Source organism: Vibrio sp. B7 (assembly GCF_963888765.1).
GTDB classification, from domain to species: domain Bacteria; phylum Pseudomonadota; class Gammaproteobacteria; order Enterobacterales; family Vibrionaceae; genus Vibrio; species Vibrio anguillarum.
The window spans coordinates 1-23,549 of the sequence record NZ_CAWPKR010000004.1; the positions used below are offsets into that span (position 1 = coordinate 1).

Below are 23,549 nucleotides of genomic sequence, written 5' to 3' on the forward strand. Positions count from 1 at the left end.
TTTGCTTGGCGACCATAGCGTTGTGGACCCACCTGACTCCATGCCGAACTCAGAAGTGAAACACAACAGCGCCGATGGTAGTGTGGGGTCTCCCCATGTGAGAGTAGGACATCGCCAGGCTTTGAATTTATAAGAGCCCGTTTGTAAGAGCGGGCTTTTTAGTCACTTGTGACACAAGATACAGTGTGCTGATATGGCTCAGTCGGTAGAGCGCATCCTTGGTAAGGATGAGGTCCCCAGTTCGATTCTGGGTATCAGCACCAGTTTTATAGCTCTGTAAGCTAAAAGAATTTGCTTGGCGACCATAGCGTTGTGGACCCACCTGAACCCATGCCGAACTCAGAAGTGAAACACAACAGCGCCGATGGTAGTGTGGGGGCTCCCCATGTGAGAGTAGGACATCGCCAGGTTTGAATTACGAAACCTCAGCAGAAATGCTGAGGTTTTTTTCTATCTATTCGTATCATTCAATGTCCAATCATAGTGATAGCTGATACTCTTTTTCTCGCTTTTTAGTGCCTTGTTGTACTGCACTAAGTGCTCAAATAATTGCTGTTTCGTTCCAAAATCTTCAGCAAACCAGTCATAAATAGAAGACAGAACCCATTTATCATTGGTGACCTTTACTCCTTTTTCGCTATTGATAAACTCAGTGGCTGATTTCTCCAGTAATAATTCAGTATTTTCTGCTGTGAAAGCCTGCTTTTGTAAGTTTGGGCAGCCAAGGCTTGCGCAGTTGACCGCATAATGGGTTCGAGGATCTTTCCAAATGGGTCTTAAAATTCGATGTTCAATATCATTGAGAGTCAGCTCTTTTTGATTGATGGTAATGATCTTTTGTTCCCAAGGGCCAAATGAGAAAAATCCTCCCAGTTTAGTGATGGATGGTATTGGATAATGATCGACGATTAAGTTAACTGTTAAGGCATTATATAAGTTGACCCAGTAAGCATATTGTTCCAGCTTTGCATACTCTCTTGGATCAAGGGCTGATAATTGTGAAATATAGAGCTCTAATTGCTCTTTATCTTTTGAGTTGACCCTTTGATAATCGAAGAGGTTGTTGTGATTTTCTTGGATTAGATAAGTATCAAGTGTTGTCTGCCAAATTTGATGTGAAATGGCTTGTGTATTTTCTTCATTACTAGAGTTCCAATAATCCCATAGTTGTGATTTAGGAGCAGAAAATACATTCGTTGACCCGAGTGTCAAACATAGCGTTAATAGATATTTCATCGTTTACCTCTCATCTCATAGGTTATATGACCTAGGTAGGGATTGATAAATTTCAGATAAAATAAAAGGTTGGTGCATCTACACCAACCTCTGGAAATTAAATCGATACTCGCTATTTCAAAAAGCTAGGAATTTTTGTTTCATAATCAGCGATTTTATCTTCGTGCTGTAGCGTCAAACCGATATTGTCTAATCCATTAAGTAAGCAATGGCGACGAAATTCATCAATTTCAAATGAGTATGTTTTTCCATTGGCTTTAACTTCCATTCGTTCAAGATCTACAGTTAGTTGAGCCCCTTCATTTCCTTCAACAAATTGGAATATTTCATCAACTTCTTGCTCTGTAAGACGGACTGGAACCATTTGGTTATTGATTGAGTTACCATAAAAAATATCCGCAAAACTGGGTGCAATCATGGCTTTGATGCCGTAATCCGCTAAAGCCCAAGGGGCATGTTCTCGTGAAGAACCACACCCAAAGTTTTCACGAGCAAGTAGAATGCTCGCTCCTTCATAGCGAGGTTTATTCATGACAAAATTTGGATTAGGTTGTTGACCTGCATCATCTAGAAAACGCCAATCATGAAAAAGGTGTTTGCCAAAACCAGTGCGATTTACTTTCTGTAAAAATTGCTTAGGGATAATGGCATCTGTATCGACGTTCGCTGCATCAAGAGGAACGACCAAACCTGTGTGCTGTTTAAAACCTGACATTGGTGATCCCCTGTTTAGTTGAGTGTTGAAGAATGAATATTACGGATATCGACAAAGTGTCCAGCGATGGCGGCGGCGGCGGCCATTGCAGGACTGACTAAATGTGTACGTCCATCTCGACCTTGGCGGCCTTCAAAATTGCGGTTGGATGTTGATGCACAACGCTCACCTGCACCGAGCCTGTCATTGTTCATAGCCAAGCACATTGAACAGCCCGGCAAGCGCCATTCAAAACCCGCTTCAATAAATATTTTATCCAAGCCTTCCGCTTCCGCTTGCGCCTTAACTTGCTCTGAACCTGGAACAATCAATGCTTGAACGTGTGGTGCGACTTTTTTACCTTTCGCGACTTGAGCTGCTGCTCGCATATCTTCAATGCGAGAGTTTGTGCAAGAACCGACAAAAACTTTATCCACTTTGTAGTCTGATAAGGATTTACCCGCTTCCAGTCCCATATACGCTAATGCTTTTTCTGCTGATGCTTTTTCGACAGGATCACTAAAGCTATCGGGAGATGGAATGGTTTCGTCGACAGCAATTACTTGGCCTGGGTTTGTGCCCCACGTTACTTGTGGTTTGATGTCCGCGGCATTTAGGGTAACGACTGCATCGAATTTGGCATTATCATCGGTTTTTAGCGTTGCCCAGTACTCTATGGCGGCTTCTAAATCGCTTCCTTGAGGAGAAAATTTGCGACCTTTAATGTAGTCGAAAGTAGTCTGATCAGGGGCGATAAGACCGGCTTTTGCTCCAAGCTCAATCGCCATATTGCACACCGTCATACGACCTTCCATTGAAAGATCGGTAATCGCTTCACCACAAAATTCAACGACATAGCCTGTACCACCGGCCGCCGTTGTTTTACCTATAATGGCTAGCACGATATCTTTAGCGGTGATGCCTGGAGCGACTTTGCCTGTCACCTCAATTTTCATCGTTTTCGCGCGAGCTTGTTTCAATGTTTGGGTTGCAAGTACGTGCTCAACTTCTGACGTACCGATGCCAAACGCTAACGAGCCAAATGCGCCATGTGTTGCTGTGTGTGAGTCACCGCAGACAATGGTCATACCGGGAAGAGTAATACCTAATTCTGGCCCCATGACATGAACGATGCCTTGGTATTTATGATTTAAGTCGTAGAGTGTTACGCCAAACTCAGCACAGTTCTTTGACAGTGTTTCCATTTGGATTCGAGCCATCTCACCCGAGGCATCAATGTCTTTTGTGGTGGTTGAAACGTTATGGTCCATGGTAGCGAATGTTTTACTCGTCTGACGAACTTTACGTCCCTTTTCGCGTAAACCATCAAATGCTTGCGGTGATGTCACTTCATGAACGAGATGACGATCGATATAAAGGATGGGGGTTTCCCCTTCAGCTGACACCGCAATGTGGGCATCATAAATTTTTTCGTATAAGGTTTTTGCTTGCGACATTGCTTCTTCCTTGAGCTCTTTGAGCTTTATAAAGGACTAGGCGAGCCTAGTCCTACTAATTATGAGTTTAAAATATAGCTGGCAATTTTATCGCCCATTTCAGAGGTTGAAAGTGCCGCTTTACCACTGGCAAGATCTGCGGTGAGTTCGCCTGCGGTAAGCGCTTTTGATACGGCATTTTCGATATCTTGAGCGGCACTTTCTTCGCCTAAGCTATAACGTAGCATTAAAGCGGCGGAAAGAATTTGTGCAACTGGGTTAGCAATGTTCTTTCCTGCGATATCAGGTGCAGAGCCACCTGCTGGCTCATAGAGACCGAAATTGCTTTCATTAAGGCTAGCGGAAGGTAGCATACCCATTGAGCCTGTGATCATGGCGCATTCATCGGAAATGATGTCACCAAAAATATTAGAGCACAGCATGACATCAAATTGAGAGGGATTTTTAATGAGCTGCATAGTGGCATTATCGATATAAATGTGTGAAAGCTCGACGTCCGGATAATCTTTTGCGATCTCTTCCACGACCTCACGCCATAAGATAGAGCTTTGTAATACATTCGCTTTATCGACTGAGCATACTTTTTTACGACGTAATCGTGCGGACTCAAACGCTATTTTTGCAATGCGTTCGATTTCGTAGCGGTGGTAAACTTCGGTATCAAATGCTTTTTCATTTGCCCCTTCGCCTTCGCGTCCTTTGGGTTGGCCAAAATAAATACCACCAGTCAATTCTCGAACAACCACAATATCGAAGCCACGATCGGAGATATCGGATCGTAAAGGAGAAAAGCTTTCTAAGCCTGAGTGAATTTGAGCAGGACGCAAGTTACAAAACAGTTGAAAATGTTTGCGAAGCGGTAGGAGTGCGCCGCGTTCTGGTTGGTCGTTGGGTGGTAAATGCTCCCATTTAGGGCCGCCTACGGAACCAAACAATACGGCGTCTGCCTCTTCACATCCTTTAATGGTGCTTTCAGGTAGCGGGCAACCGTGGTTATCAATCGCAATCCCGCCGACATCATGTTCTTCTCTGGCAAACCGGATAGCATGTTTTTTTTCAATCGCATCCAATACCTTGTGTGCTTGTTGCATTACTTCTGGGCCGATACCATCACCTGCAAGAACGGCAATTTTGTATGTTTTGTCTGTCATGTTAGTCCTTTACTATTTTTATATTTGCTTGCCCCAGTGAGCTCTAAAGACTAAAAGCTCTAATCTAGGTACGTTAAACGGTTGCCACTTTCTTTTGTTTAATTTCTGCAATTTGATCGGCACGATGAATGCTATTGATCACGTGCAACAAGGCTTGTCCTGATGCTTCGACAATATCCGTAGAGACGCCTGTACCGTGATATTTTCGCCCTTTGTAGTTGGCAATAATATCGGCTTGCCCGAGTCCATCTTCACCTTCGCCCTTGGCGGTAAGGTCAAATTTATCCAATACGATCTCATAGCCAGTTAGACGGTAAATACATTGGTAAAGCGCATCGACAGGGCCATTACCAACGGCAGCTTCACATTTTTCTTCATCACCACAAAGCAATTTAATACTGGTGGTCGCCATAACACTGCCTGATTGAACACTCAAATAGTTCAATTTGTAGAAATCGTCTTCATCACGCAGATTTGAAAAGTGCATCAACGCTTCTAAGTCATAGTCAAACACTTGGCCTTTACGATCTGCCAATTTTAAGAAATCTTCATACAAGGCATTGAGGTTGTATTCGTTTTCATTGTAACCCATGCTATCCATATGGCTTTTTACTGCGGCGCGGCCACTGCGGCTCGTTAAGTTCAGCGCTTGGTTTTTTAGGCCAATTGACTCTGGAGTCATGATTTCGTAAGTGTTTTTGTTTTTCAACATGCCATCTTGATGAATGCCTGATGAGTGGCTAAATGCGTTGGCACCGACAATCGCTTTGTTACTTTGAATCGGCATATTGCACAGTTGGCTGACCAACTTACTGGTGCGATGGATCTCATCATGCTTTAAGCCAGTATGTACGCCGAGGAATTCTTGACGAGTTTTGATGATCATCGCGATCTCTTCCAGTGAACAGTTACCAGCGCGCTCACCAATACCGTTGATGGTGCCTTCTATTTGCCTTGCGCCAGCCTGTACAGCGGCAATCGAGTTTGCGACTGACATTCCCAAGTCATCGTGGCAATGAACGGAAATAATGGCTTTATCTATGTTAGGGACTCGCTCAAACAGCATCTGAATAATGCCACCAAATTCGCTAGGAACAGTATAACCGACCGTGTCTGGAATATTGATGGTCTTAGCTCCGGCATTAATTGCGGCTTCGACCATTCTACAGAGATTATCAATGGGCGTTCGGCCCGCATCTTCACAGGAAAATTCGACGTCATCGGTGTAGTTACGGGCGTGTTTCACCGCACTGACTGCCATCTCGAGCACATCATCATAACTGCGGCGCAATTTATCTTGCACATGAATGGTTGAGGTTGAAATAAACGTATGGATACGAAAAGCATCGGCGACTTTCAGAGCTTCGGCTGCTGCATCAATATCTTTTGCTACCGCGCGAGAAAGCGCGCAGACGCGGCTGTTTTTAATGTGTTTGGCAATCGTTTTGACCGATTCAAAATCACCAGGGGAGGAAACTGGAAAACCTGCTTCAATAACATCAACACCAAGGCGCTCTAATGCGTAAGCAATCTGCAGTTTTTCTTTAACGGTTAAGCTTGCTGACAAAGCTTGTTCGCCATCACGTAGTGTGGTGTCGAATATAATGACTTGATTATTCATGTTTGCTCCCTTGCACCGATGGTTAATCGTTTACTTCCTAAATATAGTTATAAAAAAACCCGCATCTCAGTGCGGGCTCTTGTCATCTTGTGTGGTGTTTTTCTTCCACAACCTACCCGCGCGAATGGTTCACGATAAGGAGCAGGCCCAGCAGGATAGAAAAACGGATAGTCATTCGTAACATTCCACAAGATTAAGTTAACAAATTAGTACCGTACTCGACTTAACTCGTCAACCATTAAGTTGTTTTTTTATTCATATCGGATCAGTTTTAGTCAAAAGCGGTAAAAATGAGCAGAATTGGTAGAGAGGATCACTTTTTGTAGCACGGAATGTTTTCACGCAAGAACGTTTGTCATCGGTTAAATTCATTCATTCTCCAACAAACAGTCACGTATTTGTCATTTTAAACTTCTACGTTTAGAGCGTAAGAGGTTTATGGAATGACAGGAGTCGCTCATGCGTGCCATCGGACAAATTGTTAAGTTTGACGTAGCGTTTTCGCTATTTTGTTTACAGCATCGTTTTAATCAGCCTGTAGCGCAGATCAGCAAAGCTATTTCCCATACTGGGGATGGGCATTTGTACGCGTTGATTGGTGCTTTAGCTTGGTATTTAGACCCGCTTAATGGCCAGCTATTCTTAATGGCTGGACTGGCCGCTTTCGCGATTGAACTCCCTATTTATTGGGGATTGAAAAATAGCTTTCAGCGTCGTCGCCCTGAAGAGTTTTCTCCTTCATTCATTGCCTTTATTACCCCTTCGGATCGCTACAGTTTGCCCTCTGGTCATACGGCTGCAGGGTTTGTTATGGCGACATTAATTGGCCACTTCTATCCTCATAGCGATGCTTTTGTCTTGGTTTGGGCTGGCTTAATTGGCGTATCTCGCATCCTACTTGGGGTTCACTTCTTGACGGATATCGTGATTGGCGCGCTGCTTGGTGTAAGCAGCGCAAGATTTGCTTTGTGGTTGGTGGAGAGAGGCTTTTGAAAATTCTGTATGGTGTCCAAGGCACCGGAAATGGCCATATTGCTCGTTCACGAGTGATGAGTGAAGCGTTGAGAGAAGCCAAAATTGATGTGCAATTTCTCTTTTCTGGACGTGAAAAAGAGAAATACTTTTCGATGGAAAGTTTCGGTGATTACCAAACTCGGCGCGGTTTTACTTTTGAAACTGAACAGGGACACGTAAATTACGTTAAAACGGCGCTGAATAATAATTTGCTGACTTTCGTGAGTGAGACAAAAAACCTCGATTTGTCTCCGTATGATTTGGTCATTAATGACTTTGAACCAGTATCGGCATGGGCGGCTAAACAGCAAGGTATTCCGTGTATTGGGATAAGTCATCAAAATGCATTTCGTTATAATGTGCCTTTGAAAGGGGCAAGTTGGCTGGATAAACAGATTATTCAACAGTTTGCGCCTGCCAACTACCACGTCGGTTTACATTGGTATCATTTTGATCAACCGATCCTTCCTCCGATTATCTATCGTTCAGAGCAGCATACGTCTAACGAGCATTTCATTTTGGTCTATCTTCCATTTGAGCATGTTGATGATATTCTTGAGTTGCTTTTTCGTTTTTCAAATCAAGCATTTATTTGTTATCACCCTTCCTTAATGGAAGCGCAATCCGTTGAAAATGTTGAGCTGCGTCCCTTATGTCATACCCATTTTCAATATCACTTGCATTGCTGCGATGGCGTGATTGCTAATGGTGGCTTTGAATTACCATCAGAAGCACTTTCATTGGGTAAAAAGCTGCTACTTAAGCCACTATCGGGTCAATTTGAGCAGCAAAGTAACGTTGCCACTCTTGAGAATCTCGGGCTTGCTGCATCTATGGAGTTTTTGGACCCGTCGGAGTTACGCCGTTGGTTGGATGAAAAACAGGTCGAGCGCGTTGTCTATCCTAATGTAGCGAAAGCCTTGGTTGAATGGGTACAAAATGGCAAATGGGATAATCATAAAGAGCTGAGCCAGTCTTTATGGCGACAGGTTGATTTCCCTAGCTATGTGTCATTTAGCTAATATTGACGAAATGTTTTGAATTTTGACGTAATCAATTTATTTGGTGAATGTATCAAGGTAAAGGCTTGTTATTCATCACTTGATTCAATGTTTTGAATAAAATGCATAAAATTTTCTGTTTTATGGTTTTTTATAAAAACACATCGTACTGATAAATAAGGACAATCTTTTTATTTGGATAAAAAAAACTGATATTTTATCAATCTTGTTGCCAATCGATAAATGCTTAGCAGATAGTAGTCTCCACCCAGTTGTGTCTGGGTAAATATAATAAATGGCAGGTTATCTATTCTAAAAAATCACTTTTACGGTATTGACGATAACAACAAGAGGCGTCCCAAAAATGTTAGATAAAAAAGATGCAATGAGCGCTATTGCTAGTTACCGCATGGAAAGCACATTACGTGGTGTAGATTTAAACCTGCTGACGGTTTTTGATGCAGTAATGCAAGAGCAAAATATTACCCGTGCCGCTCATAATTTGGGTATGTCTCAGCCAGCAGTCAGCAATGCTGTAGCGCGTTTGAAGGTAATGTTTAATGATGAACTGTTTATGCGACAAGGGCGAGGTATTCAACCTACTCAACGTGCACGTCAACTGTTCGGTCCGATGCGTCAAGCACTGCAATTAATCCGTAATGAACTGCCAAGTTCGGTGTTTTCTCCTGAAACATCAACCCGCTTATTTAAATTAGCGATTTGCAGTCCTTGTGATATGCGTTTCGCGCCGAAAATTATGTCATCAGTTCATGAACAAGCGCCTTTGGTCCAACTTCATCTTGATGCGGAATTTAACCGTTTGTTAGCCGAGCGTATGCGTTACCAAGAGATCGATTTTGTGATTGATTACGCGCGTTTTGATGAACAAGGGTTCTCCAGTACGGAAATTTTCCAAGATGAATTAGTGGTGGTGGCATCTAAGTCTCATCCTCGCATCAATGGCTCTGTTAACGCTGATAGCCTAACAGCTGAAAAGCATGCGAAGTTATCTCGCATCCATGGGCAACGTAGCTTTTCTGAGCAAGCATACCGCGAATTAGACTGTGTTCCTTATTATGAAGGGACCAGTTTGAGCAACGTGCTTTATGTGGTCGGACAATCTGAGTTGGTGACGATTGCACCTCGTTGGATGGTTGAGAATGCGGCTAACCGAGATCAGTTACAAATCCTCGATTTCCCATTTGCAAATGGTCAAATCAGTGGTTATCTCAGTTGGCATGAGTCTAGTGAAAAAGACAAAGGCCATATTTGGCTGCGTGATCAGTTAATGATGATTTGCGGCGAAGTTGTTGCATTAAACTAACGTTTACCCGTTAGTTTGTACGGTGATCTAAACTTAGTGATACGCCTCTTTGAGCCTTGAATTGGTTATATCCATTCAGGGCTTTTTTGTCTGTAGAATTAATTGATAACTTTGACATCCGTCAGTTGCCTTTTTTGCTTCTAAATGTACACTTGTGCGCTCAAAAAGCTTACATGTGTAAGCTACAGGTAAAAAAGATGCCCAATTTAAATTTCCATATCGTAAAAAGAATTCGTGAACAGATTGTCAAAGGTGGCGAGTGCATTGCTCTAAAACACAAAATAGAGAAAGAGTGGCATGGGATCAGCTGGAAGCAATTTGGTCAACGTATTGATGCGATGTCACTTGCACTTTTAACGCAAGGTATAAAAATCCAAGATAAAGTTGGGATTTTTTCGAATAACATGCCGCAGTGGACAATAGCTGACTTGGCTACTTTGCAGTTAAGAGCCGTTACGGTACCTATTTATCCAACTAATACGCCAGCGCAGGCCAGTTATATTATTCAAGATGCTGATGTCAAAGTGCTCTTGGTCGGTGAACAGGCACAATACGATGCGGCACTGGATTTTTTTGATGAGTGCGAACAGCTTGAATTAATTGTCGCCATGAGTGATGGCATTGATCTAAAAAGTTTTCAACATGGCATCCATTGGCAGACTTTTATTGAACAAAATACAGATGGCCAGCAAGCGGAATTAGAGTCTCGCCTTGAACAGGCGAATATGGATGATCTGCTGACGCTCATCTATACCTCAGGCACCACAGGTCAACCTAAAGGCGTGATGCTTGATTACCGTAATATTGGCGCTCAGCTTGAAGGGCATGATGAGCGGTTAAACATCTCTAAGGATGATGTGTCACTCTGTTTTTTACCATTGTCACACGTGTTTGAACGGGCGTGGACTTTTTACATTCTTTACAGCGGTGCAACTAACTGTTATTTGCAGGATACGATGCAAGTACGTGATGCATTGAGTGAGCTAAAGCCAACGGTAATGTGTGCGGTTCCTCGCTTCTACGAGAAAATTTTCTCCGCTATTCACGAAAAAGTCTCGAAAGCGCCGTTACATCGAAAAGTGCTGTTTACTTGGGCAGTCAATATGGGGGCTAAGATGGCTCTTTGTCACCAAGAAAAGCGCCAGCCATCCTTTATGCTGAAAAAGAGTTACGCGTTAGCGGATAAAATCGTGTTGTCTAAATTGCGTGCATTGCTTGGTGGGCGGATTAATTTCATGCCTTGCGGTGGCGCGAAATTAGATGAAACCATCGGCCGATTTTTCCATGCCATTGGCATTAACGTGAAGTTGGGTTATGGCATGACGGAAACCACAGCAACGGTTTCTTGTTGGGATGATCGGTGTTTTAATCCTGATTCAATAGGCATGTCGATGCCAGGAGCTCAGGTCAAAATCGGTGACAACAATGAAATTCTTGTTCGCGGACCAATGGTTATGCGCGGCTACTATAAAATGGCAGAAGAAACGGCGTTAGCATTCGATGAACAAGGTTTTCTCAAAACAGGAGATGCTGGGCACATTGATGAGCAAGGTAATGTCTTCATTACTGATCGTATCAAAGAGCTGATGAAAACCTCCGGTGGTAAATACATTGCGCCACAAGTTATTGAGGGAGCGATTGGTAAAGATCACTTTATTGAACAGATTGCGGTGATTGCTGACACACGTAAATTTGTATCGGCTTTAATTGTACCTTGTTATGACAGCTTGGAGGTTTACGCCAAAGAGCTCAACATCAAATATCATGACAGATTAGATCTTATCAAGAACAACCAAGTGGTTGAGATGCTGGAAAAACGAGTCAATGATTTGCAAAAAGAGCTAGCCAAATTTGAGCAGGTGAAAAAGTTTAAATTATTACCTAAGGCTTTTTCAATGGACAAAGGTGAGCTGACGCCGACTCAGAAACTGCGTAGAAAAGTCATTAGTGATCGTTACCAAGATGAAATCGAGGAAATGTACAAAGAAAAGACTAAAGGTGAGTAAGATTATCTTAAGATAGTTTTTTCATTGTTTAAAAATCCTCCACTTGCTTTTCAGATAAAGCGTGGGGGATTTTTTATATTACGACGGAAGTTAAACCTCGCTTCCTCATTACGCCACATTGCTGCATGGTAATATTTTTTGCTTTATTTTTGCTAATTATTCATGGATTGAGCTGTTTTTAATGCCGGTTTTACGATAGTTACCTAATAAAATTCCATTTAACCAAACATTTGCCAAAGTGTGCGCTATTTGGCGTTCGACCCGATGATAAGAAAGAGTTACAGTTGTTGCGTTACCTTGTTTTTTGTTATGACAAAAGCAAGACATAGCCGAAAGTGGAAAGTTTTCGAATTAGGCTACAAATAAGCCCTAAACTATGTAAAACCAGGCCCATTGACTGACCATGTGTTGGGTACTGGTAAGGAGAAAAAATGGCAACGCAATCCAATCAACAGATGTTATCTGGCGCAGAGATGGTGGTTCAATCTCTGATCGAAGAAGGTGTAGAGCAAATATTTGGATACCCAGGTGGTTCCGTTCTTGATATTTACGATGCGCTGCACGCAAAAACCGACCAAATTAAACATGTCCTTGTTCGCCACGAGCAAGCGGCCACGCACATGGCAGATGGCTATGCTCGAGCAACCGGAAAAACGGGTGTGGTACTTGTTTGTTCTGGCCCAGGGGCGACGAATACCGTCACAGGGATTGCTACCGCTTACATGGACTCAATTCCAATGATTGTTATTTCAGGCAACGTGCCAAATAACCTCATTGGTAACGATGCGTTTCAAGAATGTGACATCGTTGGGGTTTCTCGTCCGATCGTCAAACACAGTTTTCTTGTAAAAAAAGCTGAAGATATTCCTGAAACCATTAAGAAAGCCTTTTATATTGCCTCAACAGGGCGCCCGGGGCCGGTCGTGATCGATCTGCCTAAAGATGTGATGAATCCTCAGATCAAACTCCCTTACACGTATCCTGGGTCGATCAAACTGCGCTCATACAACCCAACTACTTCTGGTCATAAAGGGCAAATTAAAAAGGCGCTAAAAGCGTTGTTAGAAGCCAAAAAACCCGTATTGTACATTGGTGGTGGCGCTGTTATTTCAGGCGCAGATCAGCACATTTTACAACTGGCTGAAACGCTCAATTTACCCGTAGTCAGCACGTTAATGGGGCTTGGTGCTTTCCCTGGGACGCATAAAAATGCGTTAGGCATGCTTGGAATGCATGGCATGTATGAAGCCAATATGGCGATGCACAATGCGGATTTGATTTTCGGTATTGGCGTGCGTTTTGATGACCGTACAACCAATAATCTAGAAAAATATTGCCCGAACGCTAAGATCATGCACATTGACATTGATCCTTCGTCGATCTCTAAAAATGTGCCAGTCGATCTGCCGATAGTGGGATCAGCTGAACAAGTACTGGAAACTATGCTGCAATTGCTCTCTGAGCAAGGTGGCTATAATGATTCGCAGGCGCTTGAACTATGGTGGCAAGATATCCAAAGCTGGCGCGACCGCCAATGCCTAGCTTATGAGAAATCCAGCGAACGCATTAAGCCGCAGCAAGTGATTGAAACTTTACATAAACTGACTAATGGAGACGCATATGTGGCCTCCGATGTTGGTCAGCACCAAATGTTCGCCGCACTTTATTATCCATTCAATAAGCCTCGTCGTTGGATCAACTCTGGCGGTTTGGGCACCATGGGGTTTGGTTTACCCGCTGGAATGGGGGTCAAATTTGCCATGCCAGAAGAAGAGGTAGTGATTGTCACTGGGGATGGCAGTATTCAAATGAATATCCAAGAGCTTTCCACTGCGTTGCAATATGATATTCCAGTGAAAATTATTAACTTAAACAACCGTTTTCTTGGCATGGTAAAACAGTGGCAAGATATTATTTACCAAGGACGCCACTCTAATTCTTATATGAGTTCTGTTCCCGATTTTGCAGCAATTGCAGAAGCTTATGGCCACGTTGGCATCCGTATCTCACAGCCTGATGAACTTGAAGCCGGGCTTAAAAAAGCACTCGATATGAAAGATCGATTGGTTTTTGTTGATATTAATGTGGATGAAACGGAGCACGTCTACCCAATGCAAATTAAAGGCGAAGGGATGGACAAAATGTGGTTAAGCAAAACGGAGAGAACATAATATGAGACACATTATTTCAATATTAATGGAAAACCAATCGGGTGCTTTGTCTCGCGTTGTTGGTCTATTTTCTCAACGTGGTTATAACATTGAATCACTAACGGTTTCGCCAACCGATGATGCAACATTGTCACGCTTAAACATCACCACTAAGACCGATGAAATGCAACTTGAACAAATTCAAAAGCAACTGCATAAGTTGATTGATGTGCTTAAAGTGCAAGAAGTGTCAGAGTGTGAACACATTGAACGTGAGCTGATGATGGTGAAAGTCAAAGCTAGCGGCTTTGCGCGCGCCGAAGTGAAACGTACGGCTGATATTTTCCGTGGGCAGATCGTGGATGTCACTGCGGCGCAATATACTGTGCAGCTTGCTGGAACCAGCGAAAAACTCGATGCCTTTATTCAAGCGTTGTCGGAAGTCACTGAAGTAATCGAAGTCGCGCGAAGTGGCGTGGTAGGTATTGCTCGCGGGGAGCGAGCGCTTAAAGCTTAATTTACCGAGCTCCCTATCGAAATAAGGAAGGCCACATTTTATGTGGCCTTTTTGTTGTTTGGTGCTTTTACTGGAGAAGTGCTTAGTGAAGAATACGCGCACGAATGGTGCCGCTGATGCTTTTCAGCTTAGTCAGAGCTTCCGCAGAGCGAGCGGTTTCTACGTCAATCACTACATAACCGATATCCGCTGACGTTTGTAAATATTGAGCGGCGATATTGATCCCTTCTTCGGCGAAGATGGTGTTGATTTGTGTCAGAATACCCGGACGGTTTTCGTGAATATGCAGTAAACGCGAACTATCACGGTGAATTGGCAGCGATACTTCAGGGAAGTTCACGCTTGATAAGGTTGAGCCGTTATCTGAATATTTTGCCAACTTACCGGCTACTTCAATACCGATATTTTCTTGTGCTTCTTGAGTTGAGCCACCAATGTGCGGTGTCAGAATGACATTATCAAAATGCATCAGTGGGGATTCAAAAGGTTCAGAGTTTGTGGCGGGTTCTTCTGGAAATACATCTATTGCCGCGCCAGCTAGATGGTTTGATGCCAATGCATCGCAGAGTGCGGGAATGTCGACTACCGTTCCGCGTGCTGCGTTGATAAAGATAGAGCCAGGCTTCATGCGTGCAAACTCTTCTTTACCCATCATATTTTTAGTATCTGGAGTTTCAGGCACATGCAGAGAAATGACATCACATTTATTCAGTAGCTCACTCATGGTATGTATTTGCGTTGCATTACCGAGTGAGAGTTTGTTTTCTATGTCATAGAAATAGACTTGCATACCGAGGTTTTCGGCAATGATACCGAGCTGGGTGCCAATGTGGCCATAGCCAATAATACCTAAGCGTTTACCGCGTGCCTCATAAGAGTTATCAGCACTTTTTTTCCAAATACCACGATGTGCCAATGCATTTTTTTCAGGAATCCCACGCAGTAGTAGCAGTGTTTGGCCTAAAACGAGTTCAGCAACACTGCGAGTATTCGAAAATGGTGCATTAAAGACAGGAATACCGCGTTTTGCGGCTGCATTCAGGTCAACTTGGTTGGTGCCAATGCAGAAGCAGCCGATAGCAACCAACTTCTCTGCCGCGTTGATTACCGCTTCGGTCAAATTAGTGCGCGAACGAATTCCGATGAAGTGAGCATCTTTCACCGCTTCGAGCAGTTGTTCATCACCCAGAGAACCTTTGTGATACTCAATATTGCTGTAACCGGCAGATTGCAGTACTTCAACCGTTGAAGGGTGTAGCCCTTCGAGGAGTAAGATTTTGATTTTGTCTTTTTCGAGTGAAACTTTGGCCATTATTCTCGTCCTTAAAAATGGGAAGGTGGGCAAACACGGCGCACATAAAGCAAAAGGGCTAATGTAAAGAGGAAGATTAACCATTTTGTTGGAAGACAAACGTTTTCCTTGTGCGTCTTCTGACCAATAAAGTAACAAACTTTTTTTGTTTTGGGTAAGAAAATTACGAAATAAGGCATGATTTTCTAGGACATAGCGAAGAAAAACGGCACCCATGGGTGCCGTTTGTAATGAAATAACGGAAAGTAGCCTTATTTTGTGACTTACTCTTCGATTTTGGCACCATTTTCCGTGCCAGTGATGACGACATCAGCACCTCGGTGAGCGAATAAACCGACGGTTACTACGCCGACAATCCCATTAATTTTATCTTCTAATGCTTTGGCATCAGTAATTTTTAATCCGTGCACATCCAAGATAACGTTACCGTTATCCGTTATTACGCCATGGCGATAGGCTGGATCACCACCAAGTTTAACCAGTTGACGTGCCACATAAGAGCGCGCCATTGGGATCACTTCAACTGGAAGTGGGAATTGACCTAGAACATCGACCGCTTTTGTACCATCAACGATACAAATGAATTTATCCGCAATCGCGGCAACGATTTTTTCTCGAGTGAGCGCAGCGCCGCCGCCTTTGATCATATCGCGCGCAGGGTTGATTTCATCTGCGCCATCAACATAAATATCGAGTTGATCAACATCATTGCAGTCGAACACTTCAATACCTAGGCCTTTTAGCTTCTCTGTTGAGGCGATAGAACTTGAAACCGCACCCTTAATATCATCTTTAATCGAACCCAGCGCATCAATGAAGTGATTCACCGTTGAACCCGTACCCACACCAACGATGCTGCCTTTTTCTACATATTTGAGTGCGGCCCAGCCGGCGGCTTTTTTCATTTCATCTTGAGTCATGCCAATCTCCTGATATCGATTTATAGTGACGGTAATGTTGCGGGGCGATTATAGCCTCAATAATTTATGATTCCCATTGCCAGATTTGGCTTGGAGTCACTATTTGAGGTAAAGGTATATCCCATGCTTCGCTCGGCAGATGAGTCACTTGTTGGCAATCATGAGCTAAACCTATGGGTAGGGCACCTTTACCCGTTTTAAACCAAGCTTCTAAAGTACGATCATAATAGCCGCCGCCCATCCCGAGCCTTTGCCCTGTTTGATCAAAGGCCACCAATGGTGTGCAGATGATATCTAGCTCATTTACTGGTTTGATCAATGTTTGGTTGAGCTTGGGTTCGGCAATGCCGTATTTATTTCGCGTCATTATGGTTTGAGCATCATAGCGCAAGAACAATAAATTCCCACTCGAGAAGGGGTGTAAAACGGGAAGATAGGTCTGTTTGCCTTGTTGCCATAACCACGCTATGAGCGGTTGTGTTTCAAGCTCACCATCGGTCGCTAAGTAGAGGGCAATGTGCTGACTCGTTAAAACTTCAGGCAGTGTTGAAAAACGAGAGACAAGTTCAATTGAAGCGTGTTTTTGCTGCGTAGGTGATAGCTGTTTACGCCGCTGGCGGATGACTTGACGAAGTGTGTGTCGAGTGTTTTGCATAAGGATACCCCAGAGTGCCGTTGCGGATTTTGGCCCTTGAACCAGCTGGTTCAAGGCGGATCAGCAATGGTAACCGCAGGCTTCTCGGTACGAGCCGAGCTTGCTCAATAGCTACCAAGTACTAACCCTTTGGTGTTGCTTATCGGCTCAGGGACTTAAATCCGGCTGACAAACACTCTAGGGTAAATTTGGTCACGCTGGTAAAGACTACTGCTGTCCTAGCTTCACTTTACTGATGGCATCTTCAAGAGATGCAGCGAGCTGTTCCATGCGCTCGGTTAATTGATTTTGTTGGCCTAGGCTCTCATTGTTTTTGGTTTGCAATTCATAACAAATGTTGAGCGCAGCAATCGTGAGTAGCTTTACCTCATTGGTAACTTTAGTACGCTCTGCCATCTCTTTCAATCGGTTATCAAGATCTTGCGCCGCTTGGATTAAAGACTGCTCTTGTCCCGCAGGGCAATTCACACGAGTCAATTTTCCTAAAATTTCTACGTCTACCGCTTGATTACTCATGATGGATGAACTCTTATCGCGCTGTCTAAGATGGTGCCACTCACATGCCCATCGAGGTGGAAACTATAGGTAAAGCGGCCCTAAGATTCAAGCTTTTCAAAGCGAGCAGTAAAAAATGAGGGACTAAAAACACAGTTATTAGGCAAATTGAGTAAAAGCTACCCACAATTAACGCTTTGAGCATTTTCGCATTGGAAGCTAAGTGGTAGGATCGCGCTTATTTGATTTTATTACGAGCTTCCCATGAGCGAAAAAAAACTACCGGATTATCTTTCTCTTGCCACTGCCCTTCAATCTGCAGCACTTGCGGTTAACCCTGCTGAGTTGCATGGGTTGCTAACGGGCATGCTGGCCGGTGGTCTGGGCTTAAATGATAAGAGCTGGCAGCCACTTATTTTTGATTACACTAACGAAGGTATGGGTTGGCCAGATCGTCCGTTGACATTGGCTGAACAAGTACTCACCTTTACAATCGAAGAGCTCACTGGTAGCGGGATGGAGTTGTCACTACTGTTGCCAGATGAAGAGGCGAGTGCCAGTGTATTTGATTTGGCTGATGGCGTAGCCGACTGGGTAAATCACTTTATTTCTGGGCTTGGCTTGATTGGGGTTGTTTTGAAAAAAGCGTCCGCAGAGACTAAAGAGGCCTTGGCTGATCTAGAAGAAATTGCCAAGCTCGGTATCGATGAAGAGGATGACTTGGATGAGCAAGCTCAACTTTTGGAACACGTCATCGAGCATATAAAAGCTTGTGTGTTAACAATTCATGCTGAATTTGGTATCAAACCTCTACAAGAAACTCAGCCGACCGTGCATTAAAGAGAGATGACTGTGAAGCAATTTGATGTGATTATCGCTGGTGGGGCGATGGCCGGTGCAACACTGGCGTTGGCCTTAGATACGCTTTCTCAAGGAAAGCTTGCGATTGCTGTGGTCGAAGCGCATCCGCTGGATGATAAGCTCGCCCATCCCGGCTTTGATTCGCGTTCAATTGCTTTATCCTACGGTAGCGTACAAATTTTGCAAAATCTCTCCTTGTGGCAGTCGCTGCAAGAGGTCGCCACCCCAATTACACATATTCATGTGTCGGATCGGTCTCATATTGGGATGACCGATATCACTTGTCAGCAACTCGATTTAGAAGCATTAGGTTACGTGGTTGAATTAGCCGATGTTGGGCAGATTTACGCGCAAAAAATGCAGCAGAGCCCGCATATTGAGTTATTTTGCCCAAGCGCGGTTCAGCAAGTGGAACGCAGTATGGATAAGGTCACTGTCACCCTTAACGATCAACGAACGATCCAAGCTAAGTTATTGGTCGCAGCTGATGGGGCGATATCGACCTGCTGCGAGCAAATCGGCCTCATCCAACAAGAGCATGATTTTGAACAGGTCGCGGTTATTGCTAATGTTGTGAGCTCAAAAGCTCACCAAGGACGAGCGTTTGAACGATTTACCGCCGATGGTCCTGTCGCGTTATTACCAATGAGTGATAATCGACTCTCTTTAGTTTGGTGTTTACCTCCCGCGAAAGCCGAGCGAGTTTTTTCACTCAGTGATGAGGGTTTTTTAGCACAGCTTCAAGATGCGTTTGGTTGGCGTTTAGGGCGAATGAATAAAGTGGGCACTCGTGCCTGCTATCCATTACAACTGCGTTATCGAGAGCAGAACATTTCACATCGTTTTGCCATTGTGGGCAATGCCGCTCAGACATTACATCCGATTGCGGGACAAGGTTTTAACTTAGGTATTCGAGATGTGGCAAGCTTGGCGGATGAGCTTATCAAGCAGCAAGCCGATGTTGGCTGCTATCGCGGTTTACAAGCTTTTTCCCAACGCCGAGAAGCGGATCGTGATGCCACCATTAAGCTGACATCATCCCTGGTGCATCTCTTTTCCAATGATTGGTTAACCACTCGTATTGGTCGCAATGTAGGCCTCATGGTGATGGATAATTTACCGTGGCTGAAAATGCCGCTACTGCGCCGAACGCTTGGCGTAGTGAATAGATAAAAGGGTCTGTATATGATGCAAAGTGTCGATATTGTCATTGTGGGTGGCGGAATGGTTGGCCTTGCACTGGCCGCAGCATTAAAGCATAGCGAACTGCGCATCGCCGTGATTGAGGGCCGAGTACCCAGCCTTGAACTTGCAGAGCTGCCGGATGTGCGAGTCTCCGCCTTAAGCCGTTCCAGTGAAATCATGTTGCGAAACCTTGGTGCATGGCAAGGTATTACTTCTCGTCGCGCTGCGCCTTATTCGGCGATGGAAGTGTGGGAACGCGATAGTTTTGCGCGGATCGAATTTAGTGCCAATCAGATGACTCAGCCGGATCTGGGACACATTGTTGAGAACCGCGTCATTCAATTAGCCTTACTCGAACAAGTACAAAAGCAAGCGAATGTGACACTCTTTATGCCCGCTCAATGCCAATCGCTGGCTGTCGGTGAAAGTGAAGCGTGGCTAACGCTCGATAACGGTCAATCACTCACCGCAAAATTGATAGTAGGAGCCGATGGCGCAAACTCTTGGGTTCGTCAGCAGCAAGACATTCCATTAACCCATTGGGATTATGGACACAGTGCGCTGGTGGCAAATGTCCGCACGGTGGAACCACATCAATCGACGGCAAGGCAAGTGTTTACACCACAAGGTCCGCTGGCCTTTTTACCTATGTCTGATCCTCATATGAGCTCAATCGTTTGGTCTACAGAGCCCAACCGAGCGCAGCGCTTGCTCAGCTTGTCTGAGCTCGAATTCAATAAGATACTGACCGCTGAGTTTGATCATCGTTTAGGTTTGTGTGAGGTGGTCGGTGAACGTGCTGCTTTCCCACTTAAAATGCGTTATGCCCGAGATTTTGCTTTACAACGAATCGCACTCGTTGGTGATGCGGCGCACACCATCCACCCGCTAGCCGGGCAAGGTGTTAATTTAGGTTTACTTGATGCTGCAAGCTTAGCTCAAGAACTACTCGCGTTGTGGCATCAAGGTGAAGATATTGGTTTGCTCAAAAATTTGCGAGGTTATGAACGTTGGCGAAAAACAGAAGCCGCCAAAATGATTGCCGCGATGCAAGGTTTCAAAGACCTTTTTGAAGGTGATAACCCGGCGAAGAAACTGATCCGTGGCATTGGCATGCAGTTGGCTGGACAACTTCCTGGAGCCAAAGATGAGATTATGAAAAGAGCACTGGGTTTAAAAGGTGATTTACCTGATCTTGCCAAGAGTAAAATGGTGCTGCTTGAGCCCTAACAGTGATTAACCTAATGATGGCAAAAGGGCTGGCTTATGGCCAACCCTTTTAAAATTCTTTAATGAAACTCGTATTATGCGTAGGCGCAGCGTAGTCTCATGATTTCCTGATTCACTTCCTTCACCGTCTGAAAGTGGCGCTTGTCTGCGCGCTCTGGCAAGATCAGTTTGCCATTATCGAATTCAAATTTTCCAACCCCGTAAATATAGATTCTTCCTTTAAAAAGCCGACTTACGTGTTTAGCTATCATACCTGGCGTATAGCGCTTAAACAGTCTCATACTTCGATCCTTCTGTTATTCTAACACTGCAAATTATAAATAAATTGCGCCTCTAATAGTGTGATTGCCATAGAGGAATATGCAGTTATTGGTGACTCTTTTGGATATTTGTGCTGCCGTAGGCAAAATGTTGGATAAATACCCATGTTTGCGTGATTATCTCCTCAAAATAGTGCTAACAAAAAATGCTCAGTGCACCATTCACTTGGTGCATATTAAGCACGACAAATATTACACTTTAAAGAATAGCTGCTGTTTATGGAAAGTGTTAAATTTTGGTTAAGAATAGCCTAAAAAAAAGCCCGCTTAAATAATAGGCGGGCGAATAGTCACAGATGCATTACACAAAAAGTGGATGTCCTGAAACAATCAGTGGATTCACTTTTTTGTTGGTCAGGACAACTTTTCGTTTGTCCTGACCAGCATTGTTAAGAGTACGTCAAAATAAACCTTGTGACTATTTATGTTTCAAGAGTGACTAAAAATTCACCTCTGATGTTGTGTGATTTAGAGAGCGATCACGTGCCAATGTAATGGATTACATTATTGCATTCTTTTTCCTGAAATTTATTCGAGATAGGCGAGTGTTAGAAAGCATACGCCTCGTAAAGAGGCGCATGGTCAATATGAGGAAGAAGCTTATTCGTCAGTAAGAGAGTAGGGGAGAGCTTGCATAAACCAACGAGTGTTTGGTTGGCTTGCAAGACGAAACTCAGTTTCTGGCTCGAGATTGTTTGGTAAGACTACTAAACCGATAGCGGTATTATCAGCAAACGTGTAGTGAACCATTAATTGCCCAGCACTACGCCAGTTTTCTCCAACTGAGCGTTCGATCATGATTGGTTGATCATTACTTAGCGGTTGCTCAATATTGCCTTGAAGGATGTACATTGCACGTTTATTAATACCTCGATATTTAGCACGAGCGACGGTTTCTTGACCTGTATAACACCCTTTATTAAAGCTGATACCATTAAAGGCCTGAAGATTAACGGCTTGCGGTATGTGCTCATTTTGATCCGCTTGACCAAGGACGGGGACTGCTTCTTCGATATCAAAGCGAGTCCACGTTTCCTCGGTGACTTTCAGTGCTTCACTTTGCGTCATGAGCTGTTGCGCGGTTTGCTCTGAAACAAGTAATAGCCAACGTTGGGATGAAATTTTGATGGCGCTACCACCGTCAATCAAACGCACCTCACCTTCATCCGCCGTTAATGTATTGATATATTGCTCAGCTTGTTCGCCCATAACGCCCAGTGCGACGTCTTGGCTCTGGCTGATATTGACTTTAGAAAAAATAGCGTATTTTTTCAGCTCTCTTAATTCAGCCTCTATTGCTGATAAAGGCTGGAACATCGCATAACCATCGTGATGGTGGAACAGGCGAAAGACGGACCACACTTTGCCTTTCGCATCACAATGGGCACCTAAGGTTGACTGTGTTGGTTCAAGAGTGACGACATTACAGGTCACTTGGCCTTGCAAATAGGCTTTTTTATCATTGCCTGAAATGATGATAGTGCCCCAGGATGCAAGATGAGTCAGCATCAGTGGTGGAAGTGAGTCATTGGCGGTTACTGCGAGAGGTGTCAATGTGTTTTGCCAGTCCATAGTCGTTACCTAAAGAGAATCTTGAGCCCCATGTTAATCCGGAAATTTTTTTTTGTCAGCTTGAACAGGGACTGTGACTCATCTACTAGTTGTATCTTCATCCAGTTGATACACTCAACGCAAATAAACATAAGGTGAGGAAAACCGATGTACACCACTGAAGAAAAAGCAAGAATCAAGTGGGCATGCCGTCGTGGAATGTTAGAGCTCGATGTAGTTGTGATGCCGTTCTTTGAAGAGTGCTTTGATTCTCTGAATGAAAATGAGCAACGAGATTTCGTTTCCCTACTTGAGTCTGACGACCCTGATCTATTTACTTGGATCATGGGGCATGGTCGTAGCGAAAATCTTGGGCATGCGGCAATGGTGGATAAAATTGTTGCTCACAACCTCAGCAAAGTGCGTTAATTTCGTATTATTTTCTTCCCATTTTGCCCGCATTACTAACTTCATTTGTTTGATGATAGCCGTGTGGGCATTATTGATATCGCCCATTCCACTTGTAACGCTCCCCTTATTTTACGCACCTCTTATCACGGCGCAAAAGAGTACCTCACTGTTAGTCCCTAGCTTAATCGGCCAATTCAAGCTCACGAGTCACGGTGAGTGGCAATGTGCCGACCAGAACCTGTCCATTGAAAAGGTTTCTACACAGTTTGCGTTTATGGTGTTGATCATTTATGCACAACAAGGTAAGCACTATCTAGTGTGGCGCGACAGTTGTGTGGAAGCGGATTATCGCCGTTTATTGGTGCAGCTTCGGCAGGTTACCCATAACCAATCACCAACAATAAAGGAGCGATAAACGCTCCTTTATTCATTCGGTCA

At 44.0% G+C, this 23,549-nt stretch carries 22 protein-coding genes, 1 tRNA gene, 2 rRNA genes and 1 other RNA gene; 14 read left to right on the top strand and 12 right to left on the bottom strand.

What is annotated here, in order from left to right; all coding sequences use genetic code 11:
* Positions 1-4: 4 nt before the first annotated feature.
* The 3 genes from rrf (AACV32_RS02420) to rrf (AACV32_RS02430) all read left to right on the top strand — a co-directional run bounded on the left by rrf (AACV32_RS02420) (position 5) and on the right by rrf (AACV32_RS02430) (position 410).
* Positions 5-120 (top strand): 5S ribosomal RNA (rrf, locus tag AACV32_RS02420).
* A 67-nt stretch (positions 121-187) separates the two neighbouring features.
* Positions 188-263: transfer RNA gene (locus AACV32_RS02425), tRNA-Thr, on the top strand.
* A 31-nt stretch (positions 264-294) separates the two neighbouring features.
* Positions 295-410: ribosomal RNA gene (gene rrf, locus AACV32_RS02430) — 5S ribosomal RNA — on the top strand.
* A gap of 40 nt (positions 411-450) precedes the next feature.
* Here rrf (AACV32_RS02430) and AACV32_RS02435 read toward each other — a convergent pair.
* The 5 genes from AACV32_RS02435 to leuA all read right to left on the bottom strand — a co-directional run bounded on the left by AACV32_RS02435 (position 451) and on the right by leuA (position 6,159).
* Positions 451-1,236 (bottom strand): DUF547 domain-containing protein, encoded by a 786-nt coding sequence (locus AACV32_RS02435; RefSeq protein WP_013856007.1) that lies wholly within the window; start codon positions 1,234-1,236, stop codon positions 451-453.
* Between the two features lie 112 nt (positions 1,237-1,348).
* Positions 1,349-1,951, bottom strand: coding sequence for a 3-isopropylmalate dehydratase small subunit (leuD, locus tag AACV32_RS02440; RefSeq protein ID WP_017042706.1), 603 nt, complete (start codon positions 1,949-1,951; stop codon positions 1,349-1,351).
* Between the two features lie 14 nt (positions 1,952-1,965).
* Positions 1,966-3,387 carry a 3-isopropylmalate dehydratase large subunit gene (leuC, locus tag AACV32_RS02445; protein ID WP_017050484.1) on the bottom strand — a complete coding sequence of 474 codons (1,422 nt, stop codon included), beginning with the start codon at positions 3,385-3,387 and terminating at the stop codon, positions 1,966-1,968.
* Between the two features lie 59 nt (positions 3,388-3,446).
* On the bottom strand, positions 3,447-4,538 hold the full coding sequence (leuB, locus tag AACV32_RS02450) for a 3-isopropylmalate dehydrogenase (protein WP_013856010.1): 1,092 nt from the start codon (positions 4,536-4,538) through the stop codon (positions 3,447-3,449).
* Between the two features lie 73 nt (positions 4,539-4,611).
* On the bottom strand, positions 4,612-6,159 hold the full coding sequence (gene leuA, locus AACV32_RS02455) for a 2-isopropylmalate synthase (protein ID WP_013856011.1): 1,548 nt from the start codon (positions 6,157-6,159) through the stop codon (positions 4,612-4,614).
* Positions 6,160-6,618: 459 nt separating this feature from the next.
* On the opposite strand from leuA, the gene AACV32_RS02460 reads away from it, so the two are divergent.
* From AACV32_RS02460 to ilvN, 6 genes are all read left to right on the top strand, one after another.
* Positions 6,619-7,152, top strand: a complete 534-nt coding sequence (locus tag AACV32_RS02460) for a phosphatase PAP2 family protein (RefSeq protein WP_017042702.1) — start codon at positions 6,619-6,621, stop codon at positions 7,150-7,152.
* Positions 7,149-8,195: an MJ1255/VC2487 family glycosyltransferase gene (locus AACV32_RS02465; protein ID WP_026028708.1), complete on the top strand. Its 1,047-nt coding sequence runs from the start codon at positions 7,149-7,151 to the stop codon at positions 8,193-8,195. The genes AACV32_RS02460 and AACV32_RS02465 overlap by 4 nt, the downstream gene beginning before the upstream one ends.
* 343 nt (positions 8,196-8,538) lie before the next feature.
* The gene (gene leuO, locus AACV32_RS02470; protein ID WP_026027287.1) at positions 8,539-9,498 is read left to right on the top strand and encodes a transcriptional regulator LeuO; all 960 of its coding nucleotides are present in this window, start codon (positions 8,539-8,541) and stop codon (positions 9,496-9,498) included.
* Positions 9,499-9,695: 197 nt separating this feature from the next.
* A complete protein-coding gene (locus AACV32_RS02475) occupies positions 9,696-11,504 on the top strand; it encodes an AMP-dependent synthetase/ligase (protein ID WP_026028312.1) in 1,809 nt (602 codons plus the stop codon).
* A gap of 431 nt (positions 11,505-11,935) precedes the next feature.
* Positions 11,936-13,675: an acetolactate synthase 3 large subunit gene (locus AACV32_RS02480; protein WP_170895603.1), complete on the top strand. Its 1,740-nt coding sequence runs from the start codon at positions 11,936-11,938 to the stop codon at positions 13,673-13,675.
* A 1-nt stretch (position 13,676) separates the two neighbouring features.
* Entirely contained in the window at positions 13,677-14,171 is a 495-nt protein-coding gene (ilvN, locus tag AACV32_RS02485; RefSeq protein ID WP_010319822.1) for an acetolactate synthase small subunit, read from the top strand.
* An 82-nt stretch (positions 14,172-14,253) separates the two neighbouring features.
* Here ilvN and serA read toward each other — a convergent pair whose 3' ends face one another.
* The 5 genes from serA to AACV32_RS02510 all read right to left on the bottom strand — a co-directional run bounded on the left by serA (position 14,254) and on the right by AACV32_RS02510 (position 17,574).
* A complete protein-coding gene (gene serA / locus AACV32_RS02490) occupies positions 14,254-15,483 on the bottom strand; it encodes a phosphoglycerate dehydrogenase (RefSeq protein ID WP_026028313.1) in 1,230 nt (409 codons plus the stop codon).
* A gap of 263 nt (positions 15,484-15,746) precedes the next feature.
* Positions 15,747-16,403, bottom strand: a complete 657-nt coding sequence (gene rpiA, locus AACV32_RS02495; RefSeq protein ID WP_010319820.1) for a ribose-5-phosphate isomerase RpiA — start codon at positions 16,401-16,403, stop codon at positions 15,747-15,749.
* 64 nt (positions 16,404-16,467) lie between these two features.
* Positions 16,468-17,058 carry a 5-formyltetrahydrofolate cyclo-ligase gene (locus AACV32_RS02500; RefSeq protein WP_026027284.1) on the bottom strand — a complete coding sequence of 197 codons (591 nt, stop codon included), beginning with the start codon at positions 17,056-17,058 and terminating at the stop codon, positions 16,468-16,470.
* A gap of 2 nt (positions 17,059-17,060) precedes the next feature.
* A non-coding RNA gene (gene ssrS, locus AACV32_RS02505) (6S RNA) lies at positions 17,061-17,245 on the bottom strand.
* Positions 17,246-17,265: 20 nt separating this feature from the next.
* Positions 17,266-17,574: a cell division protein ZapA gene (locus AACV32_RS02510; protein ID WP_010319818.1), complete on the bottom strand. Its 309-nt coding sequence runs from the start codon at positions 17,572-17,574 to the stop codon at positions 17,266-17,268.
* 243 nt (positions 17,575-17,817) lie between these two features.
* Between AACV32_RS02510 and AACV32_RS02515 the strand changes: the two genes are divergently transcribed.
* Genes AACV32_RS02515 through AACV32_RS02525 form a run of 3 tightly spaced genes read left to right on the top strand, consistent with a single transcriptional unit; the run spans position 17,818 to position 20,829 of the window.
* A complete protein-coding gene (locus tag AACV32_RS02515; protein WP_017046479.1) occupies positions 17,818-18,393 on the top strand; it encodes a YecA/YgfB family protein in 576 nt (191 codons plus the stop codon).
* A gap of 12 nt (positions 18,394-18,405) precedes the next feature.
* Complete coding sequence (gene ubiH, locus AACV32_RS02520; RefSeq protein ID WP_170895604.1) at positions 18,406-19,587, top strand: 2-octaprenyl-6-methoxyphenyl hydroxylase; 1,182 nt, start codon at positions 18,406-18,408, stop codon at positions 19,585-19,587.
* Positions 19,588-19,599: 12 nt separating this feature from the next.
* The gene (locus tag AACV32_RS02525) at positions 19,600-20,829 is read left to right on the top strand and encodes an FAD-dependent 2-octaprenylphenol hydroxylase (RefSeq protein WP_017048689.1); all 1,230 of its coding nucleotides are present in this window, start codon (positions 19,600-19,602) and stop codon (positions 20,827-20,829) included.
* A gap of 74 nt (positions 20,830-20,903) precedes the next feature.
* Here the strand turns inward: AACV32_RS02525 and AACV32_RS02530 are convergent, their stop codons facing one another.
* Positions 20,904-21,110 (bottom strand): DUF1107 domain-containing protein, encoded by a 207-nt coding sequence (locus AACV32_RS02530; RefSeq protein WP_010319814.1) that lies wholly within the window; start codon positions 21,108-21,110, stop codon positions 20,904-20,906.
* A gap of 639 nt (positions 21,111-21,749) precedes the next feature.
* Complete coding sequence (ygfZ, locus tag AACV32_RS02535) at positions 21,750-22,721, bottom strand: tRNA-modifying protein YgfZ (RefSeq protein ID WP_170895605.1); 972 nt, start codon at positions 22,719-22,721, stop codon at positions 21,750-21,752.
* A gap of 147 nt (positions 22,722-22,868) precedes the next feature.
* Here ygfZ and AACV32_RS02540 point away from each other — a divergent pair, with 147 nt between their 5' ends.
* Together AACV32_RS02540 and AACV32_RS02545 are read left to right on the top strand one after the other, a co-directional pair.
* Positions 22,869-23,129, top strand: coding sequence for an FAD assembly factor SdhE (locus tag AACV32_RS02540; protein ID WP_010319812.1), 261 nt, complete (start codon positions 22,869-22,871; stop codon positions 23,127-23,129).
* A complete protein-coding gene (locus AACV32_RS02545) occupies positions 23,077-23,526 on the top strand; it encodes a protein YgfX (RefSeq protein WP_306690709.1) in 450 nt (149 codons plus the stop codon). The genes AACV32_RS02540 and AACV32_RS02545 overlap by 53 nt, the downstream gene beginning before the upstream one ends.
* Positions 23,527-23,549 lie beyond the last annotated feature (23 nt).